The sequence below is a fragment of the Shinella sp. OV683 genome (assembly GCF_057787725.1).
In genome coordinates, this window is the sequence record NZ_JBYMED010000002.1 from 247,070 (window position 1) to 271,676 (window position 24,607).

Sequence of the window (24,607 nt, forward strand, 5' to 3'; positions counted from 1 at the left end):
GGACTGTCATGAATCTCGACACGAAAACGCTTCCCGGACTCAGCGCTGCGGCGTCCATATCGATCGACAAATGGGGCATTCCCCATATCCGCGCCGCCAGCAAGCGCGACGTCTTCTTCGTGCAGGGCTACAATGCGGCACGCGACCGGCTGTGGCAGATCGACCTGTGGCGCAAGCGTGGGCTCGGCCTGCTGGCTGCCGATTTCGGCCCTGGTTATCTGGAGCAGGACAAGGCGGCACGGCTGTTTCTCTATCGCGGCGACATGCAGCAGGAGTGGGATGCCTATAGCGACGACGCCGAAGCGATCGCCACTGCCTTCGTCGATGGCATCAACGCCTATATCGACAGTATTGCAGAGCGGCCCGATGCGCTGCCGCCGGAATTTTCGCTGTTCGGCACGCGACCGGCGCGCTGGGAAGCCGCCGATGTCGTGCGTATCCGTAGCCATTCGATGATGCGCAACGGCCTTTCCGAGGTCATCCGCACCAATGTCATCAGCGGTGCCGGCGCCGATGTCGATCTGCTGCGGCAGGGGCTCGATCCCGTCATCGACCCGTTCGTGGCCGATGGCATCGCGCTCGACGAGATCCCGCTTGATGTGCTCGATACATTCAAGCTGGCGCTGGCGCCGGTGAGTTTCGACGAGGCGCGGCTGGCCTCGAGCGCCGACGAAGCCGGGCTCTGGCGCAAGGTGACGGGCACCGACGAGGTCATCCGCGATGCCGCCGCGCAAGGCTCCAACAACTGGGTCATCCATGGCAGCCTGACGGCGACCGGGCGGCCGATCATGGCCAATGATCCGCACCGGACGCATGCCGTGCCGTCGCTGCGCTATCTTGTGCACCTGACCTGCCCGGAATTCGACGTGATCGGCGCTGGCGAACCCTGCCTGCCGGGCATCTGCATCGGCCACAACGGCACCAGCGCCTTCGGCTTGACGCTGTTTTTCGGGCACGATCAGGAAGACACCTATGTCTACGAGATCTCGCCCGACGACCCGGATCTCTACCGCTATGGCACAGGCTGGGAGCGCATGACCGTTGTCGACCAGCAGGTCGCGGTCAAGGGCTGTGGCAGCGCCACGCTCACCCTTCGCTTCACCCGTCATGGGCCGATCGTCTATGCGGACAAGCCGCGACATCGTGCCTATGCCATCAAGTCTGTCTGGTTCGATCCGGGCGCTGCCCCTTACTTTGCCTCGATTGCCTCGATGCGGACCAGGAATTTTGCCGATTTCAGTACCACGATGAGCCGCTGGGGCGTGCCGGCCACCAATCAGGTCTATGCCGATCAGGGCGGCACGATAGGCTGGGTCGTGGCCGGTTTCAGCCCGATTCGTCCGAACTGGGATGGCCTGCTGCCCGTGCCGGGCGATGGCCGCTACGAGTGGGACGGCTATTTCCCGGCCTCAGAACTGCCGGTTGTCAGCAATCCTGAAAAGGGTTTCGTCGCCACGGCTAACGAGCCGAACCTACCGGCCGACTGGGACCATGAGGCAAAGCCGATCGGTTACGAGTGGCTCGAACGCTCGCGCGCCAACCGCATCCATGAGGTGCTCGGCGCCGGCGGTGGGCATACTGTGGCATCGTCCGGGGCATTGCAGGCCGACAGCGTGTCGCTGCCCGCCCGCCGGCTGACGGCGCTGCTTGGCACCCTGCCGGCCGAGACTGTCGGCGAGGCATCGGCGATTTTCGCCGGCTGGGATCATCGGCTGGATGTCGACAGCGCCGCTGCCGCCCTGTTCGAGGTGTGGTGGAGCAAGCATTTGCGGCCCGGCCTGTTTCGGCTCGTCACCGACGATCCTAAGATCCAGGCGCTACTGATGCCGGGAGATCCCGAAACGATCCTGCCGTTGCTCGAGCAGCCTGACGGACGGCTGGGCAGCGATCCGGTCGCAGCACGCGATGGCCTGATCAAGTCCAGCCTTGAAGCAGCCCTATCGGAATGCCGCGAAAAGCTCGGCCGCGATCCGCAGGTCTGGCGCTGGGGCAGCCTGCATCAGGCGCATTTCCTGCATGCCACCAGCCGCGTCTATCGGGATAGACCCCGTCCGGATGGCGATGTCGGTCCGCTGGAAAAGGGCGGCAGCGATTCCGCGCCGATGAACGCGTCCTACCGCATCTCCGATTTCCGGGTCACGATCGGCGCTTCGGTGCGGGTCGTGGTCGATGTCGGGGCCTGGGACAACAGTCTCTGGATCACCACGCCGGGCCAGTCGGGCAATCCGACATCCAGCCATTATGGCGATCTCGCCGAACAATGGTCGCGCGGCGAATTCGTGCCGATGCTCTATTCGCAGGCGCGGGTCGATGCCGTCGTCGAGCAACGCATCGATCTCGTGCCCGGTTCATAGACAGGGCTGAGATTTCATAAAACGGCTGGGTTATAAAAATGGCCGGGCAACCTCTCATCGGGTTCCCGGCCTTTCTTTTGTCACAGCGCAAAAAAAATGCCCCTTGAAACAGGGATTTCAAGGGGCAAGTGCCGGCAGGTCGTGCCTGCCATCCTCGGGGGAAATCAGGCGAGCATGCCGCCGTCAACGAGGATATCGGTGCCGGTGATGTAGCGGGCTTCATCGGAGGCAAGAAAAGCGACGGTCGCGGCGATGTCGGTGGGCTGGCCCAGCGAGCCGAGTGGTACCGATGCCAGGAATTGCGACAGCTGCGCCGGGTCGTTCTCGTAGAACATCGAGGTGTCGATAATGCCGGGGCAAATGGCGTTGACGCGGATCTTCAGCGGTGCGAGTTCGCGCGCCGCCGAGCGTGTCATGCCGCGCACGGCCCATTTGGCGCCGGCATAGGCGAATGTGCCCTTGTAACCGACCATGCCGCCGATCGACGACAGGTTGATGATCGAACCACCCAGCGACATCAGCGGTATCGCGCATTTCATGCCCCAGAAGATCGAGAACTGATTGACCTCGAACATGCGCCGGAAACCATCGGCAGACTCATCCTGCAGGCTTGCCGGGCCATAGATGCCGGCATTGTTGACCAGGATATCGAGGCGTCCGACGTCGCGGGCGATGCGTTCCATCAGGGCTGCCCATTGCGCCTCCGATGTCACGTCCAGCGTCTGGAAGACGCAGCGGCCTTCAAGCCGTTCGGCCAGTTCCTCGCCCTCCTGCTCGAGCACGTCGGCCGCATAGACGAAGGCCCCCTCGTGCACCAGCCGCTCGGTGACAGCCGCGCCGATGCCGCGCGATGCCCCGGTCACGAGCGCAGTCCGTCCCGCCAGCGGGCGATAGTCCGTAGTGTCGGTCATGTCATGTCCTATTGTGCTGTAAAGCCGCCGTCGATCGGCAGGATTGCGCCTGTGATGAAGGAGGCGTCATCGCTGGCAAGAAAGACGACGCCCTTGGCGATCTCTTCCGGCAGGCCGATGCGCCCCATCGGTGTCAGCGAAAGCGTGGCGGCATTCATTTCCGGCTTCTGGGCGCGCACCATCTCGGTGTCGATCAGGCCGGGCAGGATGGCGTTGGCGCGGATGTTCTGCTTGGCATAGGTGATGGCGACGTTGCGCGTCATGTTGATCACCGCGCCCTTGCTGGCGTGATAGGCGATCTGCCCCGAACCGCCGACCAGGCCCCAGATCGAGGAAATGTTGACGATCGAGAGTGGCCCACGGCCCAGCATCATCGCACTCGCCATGCGCATGCCGAGCATCACGCCGGTCTGGTTGACGCGCAGGATGAAATCCCAGTCCGCCATCGCGATGTCATGCGCCCCCGATTTGGTCGGTGCCACGCCGGCGGCGTTGACGAGGATATCGATCGTGCCGCCGCCGTTGCGGAGCTCATCGGCTATTGCCTCCCAGTCCGCTTCCGAGCCGACGTCGCATTGCCGATAGGTGATGCCGGCGACGTCGTAACCCGGATCGCCCGCCAGGATATCAGTGGCGATCACGGTTGCGCCCTCACGGGCCAGCGCCTCGGCGCAGGCGCGGCCGATGCCGCGATAGGCGCCGGTGACGACGGCGAGCTTGCCTTGCAGTTTCATGTCTCTTCCTCCCCTGTTATGCGGGACTTCGTTAGGCTGGAGGGTAGACCAATGCGCGCGCCATGGATTGACATTTCAGCACTCAATTCAGCCGCCGGGCGCTGATCGGCGCTGGGCCCTTGGCTTCGATATTGGCTCGAACCTTGGAGGGGGAGGCATCGAACCAGCGGACGCAGGCTCGGCTGAAGGCGCTGAGCTCGGAATAACCGAGGATGCTGGAAATATCGTTGATCAGCAGATGCGCCCCGCCGAGATAGTGCAGCGCCAGGCGACGGCGTGTTTCCTCCACCAGCGTCGAAAACACCTGCCCCTCGGCGGCCAGGCGCCGCTGCAGCGTCCAGCGCGTCATCTTCAACTCGTCGGCGATATCCTCGATATGCGGATAGCCGGCCGGAAGCTGGGCGCGAATCTCGCCGGCTATCCTTTGCGTCAAGGTCAGCGCGCCGGTGCTGCCGGTCAATTGCACCAGCGCTTCGCAGAGCGTGCGGATCTGGTTTGTATCCCAGCCGCTGGTCGCGCGCGCCAGGTTCTTTTCCTTGAACACCAGCGCGTTGGTCCGCATGTTGAAATAGACCGGCGCATTGAAGACGGCTTCGTGATCGCGCCAGTTTTCCGGACGCGGATGCTCGAAATGCACCTCGTCCGGCGACCAGGTGGGATCGAGGACCCGGCGGATGACGTTGAGATACATGCCCATCGTCAATTCGGCATCCTGCCGGCGCTGCATGATGAAGCCGTCGAGGATGCGGTATTCGAGAAACCAGAACTCGTCCTTGCGGCGGAACGCCGTGAATGTGTTTTGCTGGTGATAGGGAAAATACTTCACCAGATTGCCCAGCGCATCGCCGAGCGTCGGCGAGGAGATGGCGATCTCGCCGATCAGCCCGAGACGCTCGGGTGTGAAGTCGCGACCGTAGTGTAGGCCGAAATTGTCGTTGGCGGTTTTTCGTGACGCAACTTCCAGTAGTTCACAATAGCGACCGAGGTCGAGGATTTCGCGGTCCTTGCGTGTGTCTGTTTCGAGAATGCCAACCGACCAGAGAATTTCGTGCGGGCTGTTGCCATGGCTGGAAATGAAGTCGGCAATACCATTTGCGGCAGATGACAGGATCTTGGCAATGGGCCGCGATGGCGAATTCGTCGCTGTTGGGCCTGATGCGATTGTATTGAAGGCTTGCATTTGTTAGCTTCCCACTCTGGAAGGCAATACATCTTTTGCGTGCATTTGTGCCTTGGACAACATTTCGGCTGGTTTTCCGCCGAAATGCCAAAGTGCGGTAAATGCGCGAGAGGCGAAATACGTAAACCTGCCGACACGGGGCGGAGGTTCACCAGAGCGGCATGGCGGTGTTCGGCCACCGGATGGAGTTGAGTTCATGGTTGTGAGACTGGTTGCGCAGAAGAACGAGTTGGCGGCGAAACCCGGTGAAGACATCGCCGACTACTATCGGGCAGCCGTCACTGAGGATGGTGCGCTCGAGGCTGTCGAGGGTAGCGCGGCCGTCACCTTTTTTGATCTCCGCCGCGAATTGGTCGATTTTGCCTCGGCACTGATACAGAGCGGCCGCGACCTGGTTCGGTTCGTCTGGATCGATGCGGACAAGATCTGGTATGCGATCCGCATCGAGCTCCAGACATTGGCAGCGGGCGGGCACAGAAGCATTTTGACCGCCAAGTCTATGCCCGCACCGTTCGGCCTGACGATCCGCGAACTCGATGTGCTGACGCTGATCGCCGGCGGCCTGTCGAACCAGGACATTGCCAGCTGTCTGGAAACCAGCCACCGGACGATCACCACGCATAATGAGCGTATCCTGATCAAGCTCGGCCAGGTCAGCCGCACGGGGGCGGCGACGCTGGCGACCGATCTCGGTCTGCTGCGTCTGCCGACACCCGGAGGTGGCCGAAATCTTATGCCGCTGACCGCAGGCCTGGTCGACAGCCGTGTGCCTCTGCCGAAAAACACCACGCACAGCTTTGTCAGCACGGCCTTCAACAAGCGGCCGATCCTGATCGGCACGCCATTGTCGACCCAGGGCCTTGCCGCATCCGACGCCTATGAAATGCTCAACGGCGCTCGCTTGGCCGTGGACGAGATCAACCGCCGCGGTGGCGTTGCCGGCCGCCGGCTGGAACTGAAGGTCGCCGAATGCGATGTCGGCGACGAAGCCGATGTGTTGCGTGCCGTCGAGTCGCTGATCGAAGCCGAGGTCGAGGCGATCACCTCCGGCTACAGCTGTGCCGAGGAAGGCATTCAGGACATGCTGGCCGATTACGGCGCGCCCTACCTGCACTGCGCCACGATGGAGGCGATGGTCGACCGGGTCCGGCAGGACCAGCACCGGCTCAGAAACGTCTTCCAGCTCTGCCCGAGCGACGTCAATTACGGCCCGCGTTTCATCCAGTTCCTGTCTGGCCTGGAAAAGAGCCGCAAATGGACGCCGCATTCGCGCCGCATCGTGGTGATCCAGCCACGCTGGTCACGCATGGATATCGGTTTTCTCACCCTGGAGCGTATGGCAAACAAGGCGGGCTTCAAGATCGATCTGCTGGAGGATTTGCCGTTCCGCAACATCGACTGGAACGCGGTGATCGACAAGCTGCACCAGAGCGATCCGGCGGCGATCTTCCTCGCCTATTATTTCCCGGAGGAGAATATCTCTTTCCTGCAGCATTTCCTGGCGCGGCCCGCCAATGCTCTGGTCTATACGCTCTATGGACCATCGATCCCGGCCTATCGCGAGCAATTGGGCGATAGCGCCGAGGGCGTGCTCTGGGCGACGACGACAGGGCTCTATTCCGACCAACTGGCGATGGGCTTTGCGGAACGCTACGAGCGCATGCATGGCCAGAAGCCGGGACATTCGCATGCAGGTCTTGCTTATGACCGGGTCAATATCCTGGCGACGGCCTGGACGCGTGCCAATAATCCGCGCGCCTTCGACAAGGTCATCCCGGAAATCCGCTCGGTCATCCATCGCGGCGTCAACGGCGCCTATTTCTTCGACAATGCCGGCCAGTGCGCGCAATCCTACCCGGATACGTCGGTGGACCCATCGATCAGCCAGGCGCATCTGATCTACCAGATCCAGGGCGGGCAACAGCGTATCCTGTCGCCCGCGCCCTATGGCCAATCCGCCTTCGTCATGCCGCCATGGCTGAAAAAGAAGAAGCTGGCCGTATAGTGAGACCCGGGCCGGCGCTGCGCGGGCCCTTGCCTGCCATCAATATTGCGGCTTGTGATCGGCCACTGTCTTCTTGTTGATGTCATAGGCTGCCAACGGCACGAAACGCGGCGGCTTTTCGCCCTTCCATGCCTGGCCGAGCGCCTTCACCGCCTCATACATTTCTGTATAGGGAAGCAGGGTGCGGGTGCTGTCGATCAGCCCGTCATTGACGGCCTGGAACGCCCAGACATTGCCGCCATTGTCATAAATCTTCATCTTGCCGAGCAAGCCGACCTGGCGAGCCGCCTGGACGGCGCCGCGAGTCATGTCGGAATAGTTGGAGATGAAGATCGTCAAGTCCTTGTTGGCCTGGAATAGCGGCAGCGTCTTCTGATTTCCCTGCAGCACTGAATAGTCCGTCTTGACCACGGCTGCGATCTTGAAGTCAGGATATTTCTCCTGCACGTCCTTCAGTGCCAGCTCGGTATTGATCGTGTTGGCGTTGAGATCCGGTCCGGTCAACACCGCGACCTTCTGGGGTCCGGGATTCTGTTCGGCAATTGACATGATCCAGCTGCGGAAAGCCTCGCGGCCCTGCGAGCCACCGACGAAATCCAGCGTGCCCGGCGACCACAGCGCATCGCCCTCGTTGGTGGCGCGATTGCACAGCGGCAGGTTGGCCACGGCCACCAGCACGCCCGCCTTGGATGCTTCCTCCGTAAGGATCTTGCAGGCTTGGTTGCCATCGTTCATCTCGGCGACAATCGCATTGTACTTGCCACTCGAGAGCACGTTCTGGGCCTGGTTATATTGAACGGTGGGGCTCCAGTTGGGATCGAATACATCGATCGTGGCGCCGATTTCCTTTGCAGCGTCCTGCGCACCCTTTATGCCGGCCTGCAAATGTGTGTTGTTCGTCGCCGCCGTCAGGAAGGCGATTTTCAGCGGGCCGCAGCCGCCCTCGATGATCTTGCCTCCCCCAAGGTCGATCATATGCGGCTTGCAGGCGGCGTCCTCCGCCTTTGCAGGCGCTGCAGCCGCTAGTGCGAGCATTCCGCATGCCAAGATTTTGCTGACTATCCAATCGGGTATTCTGCGCGCGGGCCGTTTTTTCATTTACTGTTCCCTTCTCTTGCCACACGAACATCGCGTGACGACATCGGAAGTTTCCACAAAGGAGCCGGCAGCAACTTATCTTCTGAACACAAGAAAGCGATTGTTCATGCTTTGTATTGCAAGCGATGAGATCATGACCCCCGTAGGGCTTTGGAATTGTCATCGATCTGGCCATGCACCAATAGCGGCGGTGAGCCGGCAAGTTCGATAAGTGGTACGCCGACATCGCAGCCGATCTGCAGACTGAGCTTTCAATGACGGCAATGGCAGCTCGAAGGCCTTTCGGTTGTCGCCCACCGAACCTCCAATTCTCCTAGCGGGTATTATTACAGAATTGTCCACGGCGCTCCTCTCCTCGGTGCGGTCCATCAGACGCACTGCGGCCTCAATAGATTTCGGAGCCAAACTGATGCGCCTTGCATCATCGCGCTGTGGAAGACTATCCGGGCGTTCAGCATACCCGTCTCTGGCGAACTCGTCGATGATCCGCTTTTCACCTATCACCCTTCGGAACGGATCGTCGTCACCCAGGCGACCCGCAGTCGGACCAGCACAGCGCCGTGCGCGAATATGGCCGAGGTTTTCGACGCGGCATCAGGACTTCTGGCAACCGTCTATCCGTTCGAACGGCCCTGCGCCTGTCGGGTGTGACGCTATCGTCGCTGAGCGACGATCAGACCGGCGCGACCGAGGGGCAGCCGCAACTCGATCTCAACCTGTTGCAAGGCAAGGCTCCGAACACGAAAAAGCCTGCCGCGGGAGGAGGTGCGGCAGGCTTCTCCAAAAGAACCGAACGGCGACTGGAAGGAGGTGTGTCGCCGTTTCAACAGACGTCCCCTCGCTCCTGTAGGCGGGCCGGCCGGTCGGTCGGATACGCAAGCACTGGCGCGGGCCTCCGAGATGGCCGCAAAATCGAGGCTCTGAACCATCGACACAGATCGATACGAAGCAGTTTCGGCGCCGAATTACTCTTTGACTTCAGACTTTGTGCAAAGTGGTCGAGATTCGTCGCTGATTATGGAATCTGGACGGTAGATCTTACCGAGACTTGTCACCTGCAAGAACCCCCGCATGCGCACGCAGTCTCTCTGATATGAACTCCGTGAACAGGCGGACACGCTTGGTCTTTCGCGTCTCGCCCTGTGTCAACACCCAGAGCGTTCCATGGGGGCCGAGACGTGTCCCGGGAACTCTGACGAGCAGCGGCTCAGCATCTCCAACGAAGCTGGGAAGCGCCGATATCCCTAAGCCCAGGCGCATCGCCTCGAGATGCGCTGCATCTTCTTGAACGCGGAACGGGGCTCCGGTAATTTCGACGGCATCGCCATGGGCCCACTCGGGCACGCCCTCTATGTTTTTCGATATCCACCTGATGTGGCCCGAATTGCCGGCCTTCCAAGCCGCGAGGAGGTCGCTAGACATATAGACACCTACGGAAAGGTCTGGGCCTTTTACGCCGTGAAGGTTCTGCGGCAGAGAGTTGCGGTTAAAAACGACTCTCAAGGCAACATCGGCTTCGCGATTTGTCAGGTTAACATTTTCTAAAGTGGAGTGGATCTCCATTTCGATTTCGGGGTGCCGTCGTGTAAACGCAGCAAAGTCAGGCATCAAGAGATGTGTCGCCAGGGTGGGCGCCATTGTGACTCGAAGGGGACCACGCACGGCTTGATCACGGCCGGACACGCGGCTTACCAACATGTGAGACGAAACCTCCATCTGTTCTGCGAGCTCCTGCACCTGTTCGCCAGCTTCCGTGAGGCGATAGCCCGCCGGCAGTTTTTCGAACAACTGCGCATGGAGCAGGGCCTCAAGCTGCGCGATGCGCCTTAGTACCGTCGTGTGATTTACCTCGAGGTGATGGGCGGCAGCGCGGACAGAACCGTGTCGTGCCACCGCGAGAAAATATCGAACATCATCCCAATCGATCGTCATTGTGTTCCTGGCAAAATCGCAATGCTGATGCCATGAGGCGGTGCAGTAGCACAGATCCTATAATGCAGACGGTGTTATTTTGCACCACGCTTGTGCATCTTTCCACACTGCTGGTGCCGCACTCAGCATCCTACCTGCATGGCGTAAACAAGGCGGGTCCGTGCGCTGCCCCCAAGCATTTCTCCAGCTTCCGCCCAACTCCAACAAAGGATGCACAAATGACTAAACTGAATGGCAAGACCGCGGTGATCACTGGCGGCGCTACCGGTATCGGCCTGGCCGCTGCAAAGCGCTTCATCGAAGAGGGCGCCTTCGTCTTCATCTTCGGCCGCAGGCAGGAAGCGCTTAACGCCGCTGTGGCCGACCTCGGGCCCAATGCCCGCGCGGTGAAGGGCTCGGTCTCCGATGAGGTCGACCTCGACCGTCTTTACGCGGAGGTGAAGGCCGAGCGCGGAACCCTCGACATCGTCTTCGCCAATGCCGGGGCAGGAAGCCCGCTTGCGCTCGGCAAGATTACCGCCGAGCACATTGACGAAACCTTCGACACCAATGTGAAGGGTACGATCTTCACGGTCCAGAAGGCTCTGCCGCTGATGGGTCCGGGCGGTTCGGTCATCCTGACCGGATCGAGCGCCGGCACCACGGGCGCGCCGGCATTCAGCGCCTACAGCGCGAGCAAGGCGGCAGTGCGTAACCTCGCGCGGACCTGGGCGGAGGACCTGAAGGGCACCGGCATCCGGGTAAACGTGCTGTCGCCCGGGGCGACGGCGACCGAACTCGCGAAGGAAGCGCTGGGCGAGGAGGGCCAGATGGTTTTCGCCTCGATGACTCCGCTTCAGCGCATGGCCGATCCGGCGGAGATCGGAGCGGTGGCCGCCTTTCTTGCCTCGTCGGACAGCAGCTTCATGACCGCCAGCGAAGTCGCCGTCGATGGCGGTCTAGCACAACTCTGACCCACTACGCCCGGCCGGGCGCTCCATTCGATCGCTCGGAGCGCCGAAGGGCGTGATAAACCCAAGGAGAATGTATATGAACTACGCAATTATCGGCTTCGGCAATATCGGCAAGGCGCTGGCCAAGGCGTTTGCCCGTAGAGGCATCGAAGTATCCGTTGCAACCGCCCGCGACCCGGAAAGCTTTGCATCCGATGCGGCCGCGATCGGGCCCACGATCATTCCCAAAACACTGGCGGAAGCCGTCAAGGCGGACATCGTGTTTTTGGCTGTCCGTTTCGAGACGCACCCGGATGTCGCAAAGGCGCTTCCCACCTGGCAGGGGAAGACCGTCGTCGATGTGACCAATGCCTACGGCGTGCCCCCTGAGGAATTGGGAGGACAGCCTTCTTCCAAGTTCATCGCGCAGGCCTTCACGGGCGCAAGACTGGTCAAGGGCTTCAACCATTTGGTCGCTGCCGTCCTTGACCAAGATCCGGCCGTACATGGTGGCAGGAGAGTCGTGTTCCTGGCGAGCGACGATGACGCTGCCGCAGCGGAGATTGGTGCGCTTGCGGAAAATCTCGGTTTCGCGCCGATCAAACTTGGCGGGCTTTCGGAAGGTGGACTGCTTGTGCAGGCGCGCGGAAAGAGCTGGGCTCAACTGATCTTCAAGGACTTGATCAAGTTCGACTGACCAATCGAGATCGCAAATTTCGATGCGATCCCGCCTCATGGACCACAACGTGTCCGACTAGGTCGGACACAATCCGACGTAAGGAAAACGGAGAGATATTTCCACGGTGATGTTTATCGTCGGGGTGCTGGCTGGAATCGCAATTTGGTTGCCTCCAAGCTTCGCTCCAAATTACTCGGCTCTCGCTGCGTCTAAAAGTAACAGTCTACTAGGTCTTGACGGGAATCGAACCGCTGCGTTTGCCCTGCGACATCACGCGAGCCGTCGCCAGCGTTGAACGGCAGTCGCTCGTTTCGCGTACATGGATCTCACGAGACGCATCAATTCTCATACCGCCTATCGTGCCGCAAGCGAGTTATCTCTTGGACTCGGATGCAGCGTTTGGGTCCGCAATTTCAAGCAACCTTCGCCTCAATCGGGGCACCGCGAAATCCAGAAAGCGCCGCATCTTGATCGGCATTTGGCTGCGTGCGGCATGCACGAGGCTCACCGGCACCGGTTCAGTCTCGAACCGCTCGAGGACAATTCGCAGGCCATTGGCCTTCACCGCGTCCGCAACCTGATAGTGCAAGAGTCGCGTCGCGCCCACGTCTTGCAGCGATGCCCGAACGGCGGCTTCCGCCGTTGTCACCGAGAGGCGCGCCTCAATCGGCACAAATATGGGCTTTCTCGTTTTCGGATCGATGAAGCGCCACCCCGCCATGGGCCCGGGACCATCGAAGGTGACGCAAGGAATTGTCTCCAGGTCTTGGGGGGTCTGCGGCGTGCCGTGCAGGCCCAGCAATGTCGGGCTGGCGCAGACGACGGCGCGCATCGCGCCCACTGTTGTCGAAATCATCGCACTATCGGGCAGCTTGCCGATGCGCACAGCCATATCCACCTGGTCTTCTGCCAGATGCATGTTTCGATCGAGCAACAGCAGCCTGATCATGATCTCCGGAAACGCAGCCAGGAAATCGATCACGATCGGCAGCACATGGAGCTGGCCGAACTGAACGGGTGCGGTGATGACGAGCTCACCCTTGGGAATGGTGAACTCTCCGGCGACCTCGCGCTCGATCTCGTCGACCTGATCAAGTATCCGCCGCGCCGCCGCGAGGTAGCTCGCCCCAGCATCGGTCAAGGTGAGTTTGCGGGTGGTGCGGATCAGAAGCTCGGCGCCCAGGAGCGCCTCCAGATTCGATATCTTCCGCGCAATTGTTGTTACTGGAACACGAAGCTGCCGCGCAGCCGCAGAGAAACTTCCGCTCTCCACGACGGCGCTCAAGATCGACATGGCTTCGAGTCTATCCATTCATCTTCCCATTTTTCGGAGAGATCATCCCCATAATTACCGGATTATGTCAAAGAGGAACAAGTCCCATATTCGCGATGAGCCAACACGGAGGGTGAAATGGCATACGGATTTTTAGACATCGCCATCACGCCAAGCGTCAGGGCTGCCCAGGCCGAGATGGGCGCCGACGATATATGGTCCGACTTCAGTGGGCATAGGGAGTTCGACCGATTCACGGATGCCGAGAAGGCATTCATTGAGGGGCGCGACAGTTTCTACATGGCCTCTGTCTCGGAGACGGGCTGGCCCTATGTGCAGCATCGAGGCGGGCCGCGCGGCTTTCTCAAGGTGCTCGACCACCGGACCCTCGCTTTCGCAGACTATCGAGGCAATCGGCAGTATATTAGCACCGGCAACTTCGCGGCCAACGACCGCACCTGCTTGATTCTGATGGATTATCCCAGCCGCAGCCGTTTGAAGATCTATGCGCAGGTGGAGAAACTGAGAACCGACGAGGACCCTGCCCTGACCGAACGTGTCACCGACAGTGCTTACAAGGGCAAGCTTGAGCGCATTTTCCGGTTGAGGCTCGCAAGTTTCGACTGGAACTGCCAACAGCATATCACGCCGCGCTTCACCGAGGCGGAGGTTGTCGCGGCGATTGATCCGCTGCGCAAACGCCTTGCTGAACTTGAAGCGGAGAATGCCGAGTTGAGGGCACAGACAAGCTGATTTCCGCTGTGGTAATTTCAAAATCGCACTTGGGGGGGAGGCGACAACGGCGGCGGAAGTCATCACTCTTGGGGGTCACAGCCTTGCAGTAGCGGATCTCGACTTGGCTTGGATGGAAATGACCGGTTTGGGGCCGAAAGCCGTCGGTCGGCTTCCGGGCTCCGATTTTCGAAAGCAGATCTTGAGCCTGGCGGGCGCGTGATCTGACGCGAAGTGGACGCTCGGTCGCCCTCGGCCGAACGCACGCGCCGACGACCCCCTTCGTAAGTCCGAAATCCTTGGTTTCAGTCCCATCATTTCAGCTATAAGGTGGGAGACATCGCCCAAAGGGGATTCAAGGCCAATGCCTCCAGAGAAGAAGGACCGTTCGCCTGTTGCGCTGGAACAGCGCGACATAAGCGTCGACCAGCGCATGTTCTCACCTTCCGTTGCGCGAAATTCGGCGCCGATCCTCGCGGTCCTAAAACGTGTCCTTCCAACACGTGGCGCCGTGCTGGAGATTGGATGCGGGACCGGCGAGCACGCCGTGTGTTTTGCGGGAGCAATGCCCAACATCACCTGGCAGCCGAGCGATCCGGATGCCGACGCCCGCACCAGCACGTCTAGCTGGATCAAATTCGCAGGGCTGAAGAATGTGCTGGCACCGCGGGATATTGATGTGTGCTCAGGACAATGGGGCGTTGAACAAACGGGGCATTTTGACGCCATCGTGTCGATCAATATGATCCATATCGCGCCATGGGCGGCAAGCTTAGGATTGTTCGCAGGAGCTGGCCGTTTGCTTCACGCTGGTGGGCTTCTTCTTCTCTACGGCCCATTCATGCGCGACGGGGCACACAACGCCCCCTCGAACGCTGCTTTCGATGCGACTCTAAAGGAGCGCAACCCATCCTGGGGTGTGCGTGATATCGCTGATCTTGAACAAGTGGGTGAGGCCGCTGGACTTAATCTCCGCGAGACGATCGAGATGCCTACCAACAATATGTTGCTGGTCTTCTCCAGCGGTAGTGCCTGCACGACAAGCGGGCGCGAAAGAGACGTGGGCCTATAGCAGCATTCGGGCCCTTTGCTGCCGTTCGAGGTCGATCCGAGGAACGTGCGGTAGGTGCTAGAATGCGGCCCGAAGGCAGAATGCGACAGACGCACTGCGAGGGGCGGTGTGATCGTACCGGAATTCGCGCAACCGAGAGCCGACGTTGTGCTCTTGGAAGGGGAGACGAGGACGATGCCGACACCACAGCAACCCAGTCTAATAGTTCGACAGAAATCCCCACAGAACATCGAGTTTCCGTTTGCATCGCTCTCCGATTGGCTGATCCCAACCGAGCTGTTCTTCGTGCGAAACCATTTCCCGTCGCCGGACCTCGACGCGCGAGACTGGAGATTGCGCGTTGGCGGGGCGGTGGAGCGGCCGATCGAACTTGACCTCGACAGCATCAAGGCGATGCGGAGCACGACTTTAACCGCCGTCGTCGAGTGTGCAGGGAACGGGCGCGTCTACTATGTGCCGCCGAAGGAGGGGTTGCAGTGGCAGAACGGAGCCGTCGGCAATGCCGCGTGGACAGGTGTTCTTCTGCGCGAGATTTTGGAAATGGCGGGCGTTAAGCGAACCGCACGTGAGGTTCTGCTCGCAGGCGCCGACAGCGGCGTCGTCGACACGAACAAGAAAACGGCTTCTCCCGGCCCCATCGCTTTTGCGCGCAGTTTACCGCTTGAGAAGGCCATCGCTGACAGCACGATCCTTGCCTATTCGATGAACGAGGAGCCGTTGACGCGCGATCACGGCTACCCGCTACGCGCGGTCGTGGGTGGCTGGTTCGGCATGGCTTGGGTCAAGTGGATCACGCATATCACGGTTGTGGAGCAACCGTTCCTTGGCTACTGGCAGGCGCGCGACTATTTCCGTTGGGAGCGCAGCCTCGGGGAACCTAGGCTGGTCCCCCTTGCGGAGATGGAGGTCAAAGCGCAGATCGCGCGTCCCGTACAGGGGGAGCCACTCATCGTCGGCCAGCCGTACCGGATTTTTGGAGCCGCCTGGAGCGGAGAGGCTGTTATCCGGCAGGTGCACGTCTGCACCGGAGATGGCAGGGGCTGGCGCGAGGGAAGGCTCCTCGAAACAGAACGTCCCTTTGCATGGCGCTTGTGGGAGTACATTTGGACCCCTGAAGAAGTGGGGCGATATGAACTGCGATGTCGCGCGATCGATGACGCGGGGTGCGTGCAGCCCGACCTCCCGCGTTCCGACTGCGAGAGCTACGCGGCCAATTGGATCGTTCCGGTGGAGGTTACGGTCGTTCCCGAGCCACAGACGTACGAGGAAGAATTCGTGATCTAATCACCGGCATGGGGCGGAATGGCGGCTTGGCGCAACTGTGACCCGCATTGTCACTGCGTCATGTCCGCTTTGCAGCAACAGCGACGGGTGGCTAGATGACCACTATGGGGGCGCAAACCCGCCTTGCCGTTAATACGCCAGCATGTCTAATATTGGGGGAACCTAGGCGGCGCCTTCAATGGCCGAGATGCGGGCGCATTGCAGATCGGTCGTTGCCGAACCCTAGCTGTTGCTCCACTCCCATCTTACCCGGCGCGCCACGTTCTCACTGCATCAATATTTGTCGTAACTGCGTTTACCCCGATGCAGTCGGTAAAGGCCCAAAGTCCAGATGACGGGACGGCTTTGCCGCGACCTCTGCCAACTTTTCAGGGAAAAATCGAAAAGTCCGTGAAAGACTCGATGCCAGACTTCCCCCAGCCCCGCCACGCCACCCAAGGCACGCCGAACGTACTCATTGTGCTTCTGGATGATGTCGGCTTCGGCGCGGGCCAGCACCTTCGGGGGACCGATCAACACCCCGATTTTACAGGGCGGCGCTTGTCTAATCGGCGGGCGCCTACGGTCCGCTGGTTTCGTTATTTCTTCTTCGCTTGATCGTGATGCCACTTGATGGCGAAGAACATGCCCGTGCCTAACACGAGAAGCTTGAACGGAAAGAAGACTATAGGGAACCAATCCCACATTTCAGATATTTCCAGGCTATTACTTGACACTATCTATCGTGAGGGAGCACTACCTCAAAACTGCTGCATACAACATCAGCCATGTTGACGCAGATGAGAACATAATATTCCCATCGCACGCCATGAGTGGGCTTGCCCCGTGTCTCCGGACAGGTTGTTTAACCTAACAAACTGGTGACCGCTTCTGCCGGCGCATTGGTGCCGTCGGAGCGTATCATCACCGACGTCTGCTTTCAGGGAGGCGCAACTTCGGCCTACATGACCGATATGGGGGCGCGAAGCGGATATTTGAGTGTCCGGCCGCTATTGGTTTCGAAGCACGCCGACGAGAGCCCTTCCGTCGGTGAAATAGGGATCACCGCCGCCGTTGCGACCTTCCTTGGTAGCTCCGATGCCGTCGATCTCATAGCTCGAGAAGAGTTGTCCGGCCTTGAGAAGATCGCTGATGATCAGGTCTCGCTCTGCGTCAAGATCCGGGCCGATATGATGCGTGACTTGACCGGTATCGTGACTGAAGCCGACACCCCGATCAAAACTTGCCGAGCCGAGCCAGAGCGGGCGGTTATTGGGGCCGTATTGGTTGGTCAGCCAGAAACGAACGTGGTTGCGTTCGTCGGCGCTTTTGCCCACAGCCTTTTCGAAGGCCAGATCCTGTTTTCTGCCCTCGAAAAACAGTGGGCTGACGGGCGCATCGAGATCAGGCCGATCAAGCACCACGCTCAATCCGATATCGACTGAAGTGCGCAAGGTAACTTTATCGGCGGGATCCCATCCTGCCGCCGCGAACGCCCGGATTGCTTCTTCCTTGGAACCAACAAGTCCGACATTGATGGGATCGCCCGGAATACCCTGCGCCGTGGTCGTGACCATGCGGCCAGCTTTATCAATGCGCTCCGCATCGTGAAAAATCCAGATCTCGGGAATGACGAAATAGGCGAGCAGCAAGTATGCGAACAACACGGCAATCACGGCGCCTATCGCCATGCGGGTTTTCGCGCGCATTGGAATTCGCCCACCCTCAAAAGATTGTCCACCAAGATCATACGCCGAACTTGCCGCGGAGACATCCAGAACTAGCTTCGGCAGCAATTGCCTCAGACCGCATGTGGCGCAACTGCAACCCGCGTGGTCCCGGCACATGTCTGTTCTGCAGTACCGGCGACCGGTGGCTCGATGACCATCAGCCCGCCTTATATGGCCGCTCCCACCCGAAACACCGGCAGTTCCTGCCGCACACCTCGAAGATGTGCAGTTCTCGGCTCGACCGAGAAAGCCGCCAGTCCGTCGCGAACACCGATGGCGTCGTAAACGTCCTGGCTGACAAAAATCTCGTCGGCGTCGGCAAGGCCCTGGACGCGCGAGGCAATGTTCACGGTCTGGCCGAAATAGTCGAGGCGCTCGTTCAGCGTGACCGCAATTGCCGCGCCTTTGTGAACGCCGATCTTGAGGATCAGAGCCTTGTCGGGCTGCCGCTTGTTGAACGAGGCGATTTCGCTGCGCATGTCGAGCGCCGCCCGCACGGCATCGGCAGGCCTCAGGAACGCTGCCATCACCGCATCGCCGATCGTCTTGATGATCGCACCGTTGTGGCGGACCGTCACGTCCTGCAGCCGGTCAAAATGCTGCTGTACAAGTGCAAAGGCATTCAGGTCTCCGATCCGGTCATAAAGTGCAGTCGAGCCCTTCAGGTCGGTGAAAAGGAGAGCGATGTCCTTGACGCCGAGCCCTTCGTGGCTGCGGATCACCTCGGAGCGGAAGAGGTCGCGGAACGTCTGGGTCGTGAGCAACCGCTTCCCCGAGAGGAACGGCGCGAAGTGGAGCGGCGGCGGCCTATCGACGCCGGGCGGCAGTTGAAGGATCCCGAACTCGATGCGTTTGTCCGCGACATTGGACATCTCGAAAATCACCCTGCCGGCCGCGATGGTGCCCACGTCCGGCGTGCTGGACTCAAGGTCAAGGCGGATTGCAATGCGCTGTTCGGCAGCCGGAAGCGCGGGATCGACAATGAATGTGATACCTGCGTCGCTGTCGGAGCTGCTGCCATGTAATATGCCAGCCTCTGCGATTATCTCAAACGCGGTCGTCTCGCCCGGCTCGATATAGGCTAATCCGCGGCTCAGCATCTCCCTCAGGTGGACGAAAGGCGTTCCGTCCGGGATCAAGCCCTCGTTCGTCGAGCTGTAGCGGAATAGATAATCCTCCGCGGTCAGCGTCTGCGGATCGTGATAGGCGATGCGGCGAATGGCCGGGTTCACGGTGAAGGTTATCGCGATCATGTCGTCGAGAGCCGCCACGAAATCCAGATGGCAGTGGGTGCAGCGGCAGTGACTGCCGAGATTCTTGAGAGTGCGGAAGCTATCGATGACGCAGGAGCAGACCGGACAGATCAGAATCCAGGTGATATCGAAGAGACCTAGCGCGGTGGCGTGCAGGAAGAGAGCAATCGTCTCCTCCTCGTTGAGGCTCTTGTCGGCGGCGAATTTGATCGGATTGATGCGGAAGAGCTCGGCGTCGCTTGCCGAACGGATGTTGCTCTCGAGCTTGGATACGAGCCGCGCACTCCAGGTCCGGGCCGATTCCAGCGCGGTCAGCTTCTCTTCGAGGTTCTTCTCGTCGATCGATGCCATGGCGACCTCCTCCCCGGACTGCGCTATTGTCAACCGAACGAGTTCAGTTGATCGTCCACCATCAGCGGTTCTACAAGTTCGCAGCCTTCTAGGTCTACCATAGCGAAAGGCTTCATTGTAGTGGGAAGCGCTCAGGATCCCGGGACGTGCAGGAGTTGGCGCCGACGAGCCTTTCCGCCGACCCACCCATTTGTCGACATCGGGACGGGTCAAGCGGACCGGCAGTTTTTAGATAATCGCCGAGGTTGCGCGAATGGCTGAAATGGAGGGGCATAGCCGCCGTTCGATTATTCGATCTCCAAAGTCCGTTTGGGGCCAAAAGTGGAAGATCGATCACTTCCGCAAAGCGCTGGGAATGGTCCGCGACCCTAATCTCAAAAGGAACCCGTTTGATCATCGAGATATCCCTATAGCCAAGAATTCATGCCGCCGCTTGTGGTGTAGCTGGGATCTCATAGCCATTAGTGTTTTCCGGTAAGGTCGGGTTGTCACCACATCAAACTCGCAGAAACGGTACCGGGTGGCGAGCCAGGGCCTGAAGCCACAGAGACTTGTAACTTCGAGCGGAGCGGCCGGTGATATTTGGAAGTAATTTCCCACTACGCTGTAACAAAACGTCGGTACCGACTGACTCAAGCCACAAATAGAACAGTAAAATCGGCTTCGCGAGCGGCCTTCACCCCATCTGGACCGACCCGAACTTGTTCCGCCGATGACAATAATCTTGTTAAAAATCCGATACTAGGGCACAATATGTAAACGCATCTGAAGTGCGGCGCTAACTCAGATCCTCGCGCCGAACGACAGTTCGCGCTGGAGAGCGTCGATGGGTCAGGGGTTCTTTCTTCTGTTCGCCACGGCGGCTGTGATCACAGCCCTGACGGTAGTCCTGGCGCGAAATCCGGTTCACAGCGCATTGGCGCTGATGGCCTGTTTCCTGCAGATCTCGGCAGTCTTCGTCTTGCTCGAAGCGCCGTTGCTCGCGGTCATCCAGATCTTCGTCTATGTCGGCGCGATCATGGTCCTGTTCCTATTCGTGATCATGATGATCGATGTACGCGAAGCGGCGTTGCAGCGGTTCTTGCCGGGCGGCAACCTGCCCGCTCTGGTGCTGCTTGTCCTGCTTGGGGTCGAGATGCTTGTGCTGGTGCTCTGGAGCGACCGTTTTTCGGTCACAGAGCCCATCGCGATGCGCGACGGCGATCAAGTCAGGCAGCTCAGCAAGACACTTTTTGCCGACTATCTGCTGCCGTTTGAAGCTGCCTCCGTGATCCTGCTGGTGGCTCTTGTCGGCGCAATCGTACTGGCGCGGAAGGAGCAGCGGTGATGGTTCCGCTCTCGTGGTACATTTTGCTCGGAGTGGTTCTGTTCGTGATCGGCGCGGCGGGCGTGCTGCTCAGGCGTAATATTCTGGTCGTGCTGATGTCGCTGGAGCTGCTGCTCAACTCGGTCAACATCAATTTCATCGCCTTCGGGCGTTACTACGACGATTTCCGCGGACAGATCTTCGCGATCTTCGTCATTGCAATCACCGCGGCGGAGGTTGCCGTCGCATTGGGCATCCTGGTCGCCCTCGTGAGGAACAAGTCCACCCTCAAGGTCGACGACGTGACCATGATGAAAGGATAGCGGCTTTGGACCCGGTTGCATCGATCCGGCCGCTGCTTGCTGTCGCCGTCCCAGGGCTGGCGGCTCTTGCAGTTCTCCTTCTGAACAAGCGCGAGAAACTCCGCGATGTCGTCTCCCCGTTGGCGGCGATCGCCCTGTTTGCGATTGTCGCCTCGATGGCGCCCACGGTGCTGGCGGGCGGCACGGTTGATTTGCGCCTGTTCGAGATTCTGCCGGGCATCGACTTTGCTTTCCGCGCCGATGCGCTCGGCATGGTGTTCGCCACCGTTTCGTCGCTGCTGTGGATCGTGGCGGCGATCTATTCCATCGGCTACATGCGGCACTTGAACGAGCACGCGCAGACCCGATTCTTTGCCTGTTTCGCCACCAGCCTCGCGGCGGCTGTCGGGGGGGCTTTCGCCGCCAATCTGTTTACGCTGGTGATCTTCTACGAGGTGCTCAGCCTCGTTACCTACCCGCTCGTCTACCACCACGAGGACGAAGAAGGGTGGAAGGGTGGCCGCAAGTACCTCGTCTATCTGATGGGCGCGTCGAAAAGCGTGCTGCTCGCTGCGCTAGCGCTGACCTATCACATTGCGGGGTCGCTCGACTTTAAGGCGGGAGGGCTGCTGGCGGGGAGCGATGCTTCGGCGGCGCTGCTGACAGCAGTCTATTTCTGCTATCTTTTCGGCTTTGCCAAGGCTGCGGTGATGCCGATGCACGCCTGGCTGCCGGCTGCCATGGTGGCGCCGACACCTGTCAGTGCGCTCCTGCATGCTGTTGCCGTGGTCAAAATGGGCGTGTTCTGCTTGCTGCGGGTGGTGTTCCATGTTTTCGGCACGGGGCTGGTGGGCGGGCTGGGCCTCGGCATCGCCACGGCCTATCTGGTCTCGTTCACGATCCTGATGGCGTCGATCTACGCCCTGACGCGGGACGACCTGAAGGCGCGGCTTGCCTATTCGACGGTCAGCCAGCTCTCCTATATCGTGCTGGGCGCGGTTCTGCTCTCACCGGTCGCGATGGTCGGCGGGATCATCCACATCGCGGCGCACGCCTTCTCCAAGATCACCCTCTTCTTCTGCGCCGGGTCGATCTTTTGCGCATCCGGCAAGCGCAACATCAGCGACATGGCCGGCATCGGCCGGAGGCTGCCCTGGACGATGGGGGCATTTTTCGTCGCTTCTCTGAGCATGATCGGGGTGCCGCCGACGGCGGGCTTTGTCAGCAAATGGTATCTGGCGCTGGGGTCGGTGGAGGCGGGGCAGATCGCGTTCCTCACCGTACTCCTGGCGAGCTCGATCCTGAACGCCGCCTATTTCCTGCCGGTCAGCTATACCGCCTTCTTCGCGGTAGAGAAGCAGGAGAGCCCGGCGACGGTGCGTGAAATTCCGATGGTAACAATCCCGCTGGTCGCGACCGCCATTCTCTCGGTGCTGATGGGTATTTTCCCCGACTATTTTCTCACCCTGGCGAACGGAGTGGTCAGATGATCAAGCGTGTCGTCGACTTCTTTGGCGACGAGGAATATGCGAGGCCACGCCGTCGGCTGTTCTATCTGGTGCTCGTTCTCATCGTCATCGCCGACTTCCTGGTCTTCCGCGAACACGCCGAATACCTGTGGGACCGACTGCCGGGCTGGTCGGCCGTCTACGGCTTCGGGTCTTGCGTGCTGCTGATCTTCGTTTCCAAGTTCCTCGGCCATCGGGGTGGGCTGATGCGGCGAGAGGACTATTATGACTGACTTCATCCATCCGGCCCTGCTCTTCATTTTCGGCGCTTTGCCGATCCCGTTCCTCCGTGGGTCGATCCGCAAGGCCTACCTGCTGATGATCCCGGCGCTGGCGATCATCGCCGTGCTCACGATGCAACCGGGCAGCTACGGCGCGACGCAGATCATCGGGCAGGAAATCCTAATCGCGAAGGTCGACAAGCTGAGCATCGCCTTCGCCACCGTTTTCACCATCATGGCGCTGATCGGAACGGTCTACGCGCTGCACCTGCCTCGCCCCGGCCAGCATGTCGCGGCGTTCGTCTACGTCGGCAGCGCGCTCGGCGTGGTGTTCGCCGGCGACTACCTGACGCTCTACCTGTTCTGGGAAGGCATGGCGTTTGCCTCTGCCTATCTCGTCTTCGCCCAGGGTGGTCGGCAGGCGATCAGTGCCGGTTTCCGGTACCTCATGATCCATATCACCGGCGGTGTCGCCCTCCTTGGCGGCGTCATTCTCTATGGGCTCTCGACAGGCTCGTTGCTCTTCGGCCCGATCGAGGGAGGGATGGGAGCCGGCGCCTACCTGATTCTTGCCGGGTTTCTGCTCAACGCGGCGGTGCCGCCGCTCAACGCCTGGCTGACAGACGCCTACCCGGAGGCGACTGTCACCGGGGCGGTGTTCATGAGCGCCTTCACCACCAAGACAGCCGTCTATGTGCTGGCGCGAGCGTTTCCGGGGACCGAGCTTCTGGTCTGGCTCGGCACCGCGATGGCGCTCTACGGTGTCATCTACGCGGTGCTGGAGAACGACTGCCGGCGGCTGTTGGCCTATCACATCGTCAGCCAGGTGGGCTACATGGTGGCGGGCGTCGGCATCGGCACCGAGATGGCAGTGAACGGGGCTGCCGGCCATGCCTTCGCGCATATCCTCTACAAGGCGCTCCTGTTCATGGGTGCAGGCGCGGTGATCCACGTCACCGGCCGTCGCAAACTCACCGAGCTTGGTGGGCTCTACAAGACAATGCCACTGACAGTGGCGCTCTATATGGTCGGCGCCTTCGCGATCTCGGCATTTCCATTCTTCTCGGGCTTCGTCACCAAATCGATGGTGATTGCCGCTGCCGGACAGGATCATCGGGCGTTTGTCGTGCTGGCGCTGACGATGGCATCGTCCGGGACGTTCCTGCACACGGGCTTGAAGCTCCCGTATTACATGTTTTTCGGCGTGGACCGGAAACTGGAGGCGCGGGAGCCGCCGCGCAACATGCTGGTAGCAATGGGCATGGCGGCGGTGCTCTGCATTGCAATCGGGGTGTTCCCCCAGCCGCTTTATGCGCTTCTGCCCTATCCGGTCGACTTTAAACCCTACACGGGCCTCCATGTCACGGAGAGCCTCGGCCTGCTGATGTTCACCGCCCTGGGATTCGTGGTTTTCCTCAGGGCGCTCGACCCCGAGAACTCAATCAGCCTCGACACCGACTGGTTCTATCGCAAGGGCGCGCGGCTCTTCATGTGGTTCGCCGAAAAACCGTTGGCACGCTACGAAAAGGCGGTGAGCGACGTGTCCGAGACCGCAGTGCTGCCCTTGCTGCATGGGGCGGCACGGGCGGGATTGTGGATCGATCTCACCGGCGTGGACGCCGTCGTGAACTGCGTCGCCCGCTCGATCCTGCGCGGCGGCGGGGTGCTGCGGCGGCTCCAGACCGGCGTCGTGACCCATTACGCGCTGGCGATGATCGCTGGTGTGATCGCAGCCACCGTCGTCTTCGCCGTGGTGTGGCGGTAGGGGGTG

The 24,607-nt window shown here is 60.4% G+C and carries 20 protein-coding genes; 12 read left to right on the top strand and 8 right to left on the bottom strand.

The window, feature by feature from the left end; all coding sequences use genetic code 11:
* The first annotated feature begins 8 nt into the window (after positions 1–8).
* A complete protein-coding gene (locus tag ACXHRN_RS28160) occupies positions 9–2,354 on the top strand; it encodes a penicillin acylase family protein (RefSeq protein ID WP_488642133.1) in 2,346 nt (781 codons plus the stop codon).
* 164 nt (positions 2,355–2,518) lie between these two features.
* Here the strand turns inward: ACXHRN_RS28160 and ACXHRN_RS28165 are convergent, their stop codons facing one another.
* The 3 genes from ACXHRN_RS28165 to qhpR all read right to left on the bottom strand — a co-directional run bounded on the left by ACXHRN_RS28165 (position 2,519) and on the right by qhpR (position 5,179).
* Positions 2,519–3,265, bottom strand: coding sequence for an SDR family NAD(P)-dependent oxidoreductase (locus ACXHRN_RS28165; RefSeq protein ID WP_488642134.1), 747 nt, complete (start codon positions 3,263–3,265; stop codon positions 2,519–2,521).
* A gap of 8 nt (positions 3,266–3,273) precedes the next feature.
* Entirely contained in the window at positions 3,274–3,999 is a 726-nt protein-coding gene (locus tag ACXHRN_RS28170) for an SDR family NAD(P)-dependent oxidoreductase (protein WP_488642135.1), read from the bottom strand.
* Between the two features lie 82 nt (positions 4,000–4,081).
* A complete protein-coding gene (gene qhpR / locus ACXHRN_RS28175) occupies positions 4,082–5,179 on the bottom strand; it encodes an AraC-like transcriptional regulator QhpR (protein WP_488642136.1) in 1,098 nt (365 codons plus the stop codon).
* A 196-nt stretch (positions 5,180–5,375) separates the two neighbouring features.
* Here qhpR and ACXHRN_RS28180 point away from each other — a divergent pair, with 196 nt between their 5' ends.
* The gene (locus ACXHRN_RS28180) at positions 5,376–7,184 is read left to right on the top strand and encodes an ABC transporter substrate-binding protein (protein ID WP_488642137.1); all 1,809 of its coding nucleotides are present in this window, start codon (positions 5,376–5,378) and stop codon (positions 7,182–7,184) included.
* A gap of 39 nt (positions 7,185–7,223) precedes the next feature.
* On the opposite strand, the gene ACXHRN_RS28185 is transcribed toward ACXHRN_RS28180, so the two are convergent.
* Complete coding sequence (locus tag ACXHRN_RS28185; RefSeq protein ID WP_488642138.1) at positions 7,224–8,219, bottom strand: sugar ABC transporter substrate-binding protein; 996 nt, start codon at positions 8,217–8,219, stop codon at positions 7,224–7,226.
* Between the two features lie 1,101 nt (positions 8,220–9,320).
* Positions 9,321–10,214 (bottom strand): LysR family transcriptional regulator, encoded by an 894-nt coding sequence (locus ACXHRN_RS28190; RefSeq protein WP_488642139.1) that lies wholly within the window; start codon positions 10,212–10,214, stop codon positions 9,321–9,323.
* 218 nt (positions 10,215–10,432) lie between these two features.
* On the opposite strand from ACXHRN_RS28190, the gene ACXHRN_RS28195 reads away from it, so the two are divergent.
* Together ACXHRN_RS28195 and ACXHRN_RS28200 are read left to right on the top strand one after the other, a co-directional pair.
* Positions 10,433–11,167 (top strand): SDR family NAD(P)-dependent oxidoreductase, encoded by a 735-nt coding sequence (locus ACXHRN_RS28195; protein ID WP_488642140.1) that lies wholly within the window; start codon positions 10,433–10,435, stop codon positions 11,165–11,167.
* 76 nt (positions 11,168–11,243) lie between these two features.
* Entirely contained in the window at positions 11,244–11,843 is a 600-nt protein-coding gene (locus ACXHRN_RS28200; protein WP_488642141.1) for an NADPH-dependent F420 reductase, read from the top strand.
* 355 nt (positions 11,844–12,198) lie between these two features.
* Here the strand turns inward: ACXHRN_RS28200 and ACXHRN_RS28205 are convergent, their stop codons facing one another.
* Entirely contained in the window at positions 12,199–13,137 is a 939-nt protein-coding gene (locus tag ACXHRN_RS28205) for a LysR substrate-binding domain-containing protein (RefSeq protein ID WP_488642142.1), read from the bottom strand.
* A gap of 99 nt (positions 13,138–13,236) precedes the next feature.
* On the opposite strand from ACXHRN_RS28205, the gene ACXHRN_RS28210 reads away from it, so the two are divergent.
* The 3 genes from ACXHRN_RS28210 (at position 13,237) to ACXHRN_RS28220 (ending at position 16,186) form a co-directional block, all read left to right on the top strand.
* Positions 13,237–13,851: a pyridoxamine 5'-phosphate oxidase family protein gene (locus ACXHRN_RS28210; protein ID WP_488642143.1), complete on the top strand. Its 615-nt coding sequence runs from the start codon at positions 13,237–13,239 to the stop codon at positions 13,849–13,851.
* Positions 13,852–14,194: 343 nt separating this feature from the next.
* On the top strand, positions 14,195–14,902 hold the full coding sequence (locus tag ACXHRN_RS28215) for a DUF938 domain-containing protein (RefSeq protein ID WP_488642144.1): 708 nt from the start codon (positions 14,195–14,197) through the stop codon (positions 14,900–14,902).
* 174 nt (positions 14,903–15,076) lie between these two features.
* The gene (locus ACXHRN_RS28220) at positions 15,077–16,186 is read left to right on the top strand and encodes a sulfite oxidase (protein WP_488642145.1); all 1,110 of its coding nucleotides are present in this window, start codon (positions 15,077–15,079) and stop codon (positions 16,184–16,186) included.
* A 989-nt stretch (positions 16,187–17,175) separates the two neighbouring features.
* On the opposite strand, the gene ACXHRN_RS28225 is transcribed toward ACXHRN_RS28220, so the two are convergent.
* Both ACXHRN_RS28225 and ACXHRN_RS28230 read right to left on the bottom strand, forming a co-directional pair.
* A complete protein-coding gene (locus ACXHRN_RS28225; RefSeq protein ID WP_488642146.1) occupies positions 17,176–17,874 on the bottom strand; it encodes an LssY C-terminal domain-containing protein in 699 nt (232 codons plus the stop codon).
* 188 nt (positions 17,875–18,062) lie between these two features.
* Positions 18,063–19,499 (bottom strand): DUF5939 domain-containing protein, encoded by a 1,437-nt coding sequence (locus ACXHRN_RS28230; RefSeq protein ID WP_488642147.1) that lies wholly within the window; start codon positions 19,497–19,499, stop codon positions 18,063–18,065.
* An 826-nt stretch (positions 19,500–20,325) separates the two neighbouring features.
* Between ACXHRN_RS28230 and ACXHRN_RS28235 the strand changes: the two genes are divergently transcribed.
* The 5 genes from ACXHRN_RS28235 to ACXHRN_RS28255 are packed head-to-tail and all read left to right on the top strand — an operon-like array spanning position 20,326 to position 24,601.
* Positions 20,326–20,826 carry an NADH-quinone oxidoreductase subunit J gene (locus tag ACXHRN_RS28235; protein WP_488642148.1) on the top strand — a complete coding sequence of 167 codons (501 nt, stop codon included), beginning with the start codon at positions 20,326–20,328 and terminating at the stop codon, positions 20,824–20,826.
* Positions 20,826–21,128 (top strand): NADH-quinone oxidoreductase subunit NuoK, encoded by a 303-nt coding sequence (nuoK, locus tag ACXHRN_RS28240; protein ID WP_201663850.1) that lies wholly within the window; start codon positions 20,826–20,828, stop codon positions 21,126–21,128. The genes ACXHRN_RS28235 and nuoK overlap by 1 nt, the downstream gene beginning before the upstream one ends.
* A gap of 5 nt (positions 21,129–21,133) precedes the next feature.
* Positions 21,134–22,597 carry a monovalent cation/H+ antiporter subunit D family protein gene (locus ACXHRN_RS28245; RefSeq protein ID WP_488642149.1) on the top strand — a complete coding sequence of 488 codons (1,464 nt, stop codon included), beginning with the start codon at positions 21,134–21,136 and terminating at the stop codon, positions 22,595–22,597.
* Positions 22,594–22,848: a hypothetical protein gene (locus ACXHRN_RS28250; RefSeq protein ID WP_488642150.1), complete on the top strand. Its 255-nt coding sequence runs from the start codon at positions 22,594–22,596 to the stop codon at positions 22,846–22,848. The genes ACXHRN_RS28245 and ACXHRN_RS28250 overlap by 4 nt, the downstream gene beginning before the upstream one ends.
* Complete coding sequence (locus ACXHRN_RS28255; protein WP_488642151.1) at positions 22,841–24,601, top strand: Na(+)/H(+) antiporter subunit D; 1,761 nt, start codon at positions 22,841–22,843, stop codon at positions 24,599–24,601. The genes ACXHRN_RS28250 and ACXHRN_RS28255 overlap by 8 nt, the downstream gene beginning before the upstream one ends.
* The last annotated feature ends 6 nt before the right edge of the window (positions 24,602–24,607 follow it).

Excerpts from the sequence above, each read along its gene's own strand:
- ACXHRN_RS28160 (WP_488642133.1), top strand. The coding sequence starts at position 9 with ATGAATCTCGACACGAAAACGCTTCCCGGACTCAGCGCTGCGGCGTCC.
- ACXHRN_RS28185 (WP_488642138.1), bottom strand. The coding sequence starts at position 8,219 with ATGCTCGCACTAGCGGCTGCAGCGCCTGCAAAGGCGGAGGACGCCGCC.
- ACXHRN_RS28195 (WP_488642140.1), top strand. The coding sequence starts at position 10,433 with ATGACTAAACTGAATGGCAAGACCGCGGTGATCACTGGCGGCGCTACC.
- ACXHRN_RS28230 (WP_488642147.1), bottom strand. The coding sequence starts at position 19,499 with ATGGCATCGATCGACGAGAAGAACCTCGAAGAGAAGCTGACCGCGCTG.
- ACXHRN_RS28220 (WP_488642145.1), top strand. The coding sequence starts at position 15,077 with ATGCCGACACCACAGCAACCCAGTCTAATAGTTCGACAGAAATCCCCA.
- ACXHRN_RS28210 (WP_488642143.1), top strand. The coding sequence starts at position 13,237 with ATGGCATACGGATTTTTAGACATCGCCATCACGCCAAGCGTCAGGGCT.
- ACXHRN_RS28225 (WP_488642146.1), bottom strand. The coding sequence starts at position 17,874 with ATGCGCGCGAAAACCCGCATGGCGATAGGCGCCGTGATTGCCGTGTTG.
- ACXHRN_RS28170 (WP_488642135.1), bottom strand. The coding sequence starts at position 3,999 with ATGAAACTGCAAGGCAAGCTCGCCGTCGTCACCGGCGCCTATCGCGGC.
- ACXHRN_RS28255 (WP_488642151.1), top strand. The coding sequence starts at position 22,841 with ATGACTGACTTCATCCATCCGGCCCTGCTCTTCATTTTCGGCGCTTTG.
- ACXHRN_RS28250 (WP_488642150.1), top strand. The coding sequence starts at position 22,594 with ATGATCAAGCGTGTCGTCGACTTCTTTGGCGACGAGGAATATGCGAGG.
- ACXHRN_RS28200 (WP_488642141.1), top strand. The coding sequence starts at position 11,244 with ATGAACTACGCAATTATCGGCTTCGGCAATATCGGCAAGGCGCTGGCC.
- ACXHRN_RS28180 (WP_488642137.1), top strand. The coding sequence starts at position 5,376 with ATGGTTGTGAGACTGGTTGCGCAGAAGAACGAGTTGGCGGCGAAACCC.
- ACXHRN_RS28190 (WP_488642139.1), bottom strand. The coding sequence starts at position 10,214 with ATGACGATCGATTGGGATGATGTTCGATATTTTCTCGCGGTGGCACGA.
- ACXHRN_RS28215 (WP_488642144.1), top strand. The coding sequence starts at position 14,195 with ATGCCTCCAGAGAAGAAGGACCGTTCGCCTGTTGCGCTGGAACAGCGC.
- nuoK (WP_201663850.1), top strand. The coding sequence starts at position 20,826 with ATGGTTCCGCTCTCGTGGTACATTTTGCTCGGAGTGGTTCTGTTCGTG.
- ACXHRN_RS28165 (WP_488642134.1), bottom strand. The coding sequence starts at position 3,265 with ATGACCGACACTACGGACTATCGCCCGCTGGCGGGACGGACTGCGCTC.
- ACXHRN_RS28205 (WP_488642142.1), bottom strand. The coding sequence starts at position 13,137 with ATGGATAGACTCGAAGCCATGTCGATCTTGAGCGCCGTCGTGGAGAGC.
- ACXHRN_RS28235 (WP_488642148.1), top strand. The coding sequence starts at position 20,326 with ATGGGTCAGGGGTTCTTTCTTCTGTTCGCCACGGCGGCTGTGATCACA.
- qhpR (WP_488642136.1), bottom strand. The coding sequence starts at position 5,179 with ATGCAAGCCTTCAATACAATCGCATCAGGCCCAACAGCGACGAATTCG.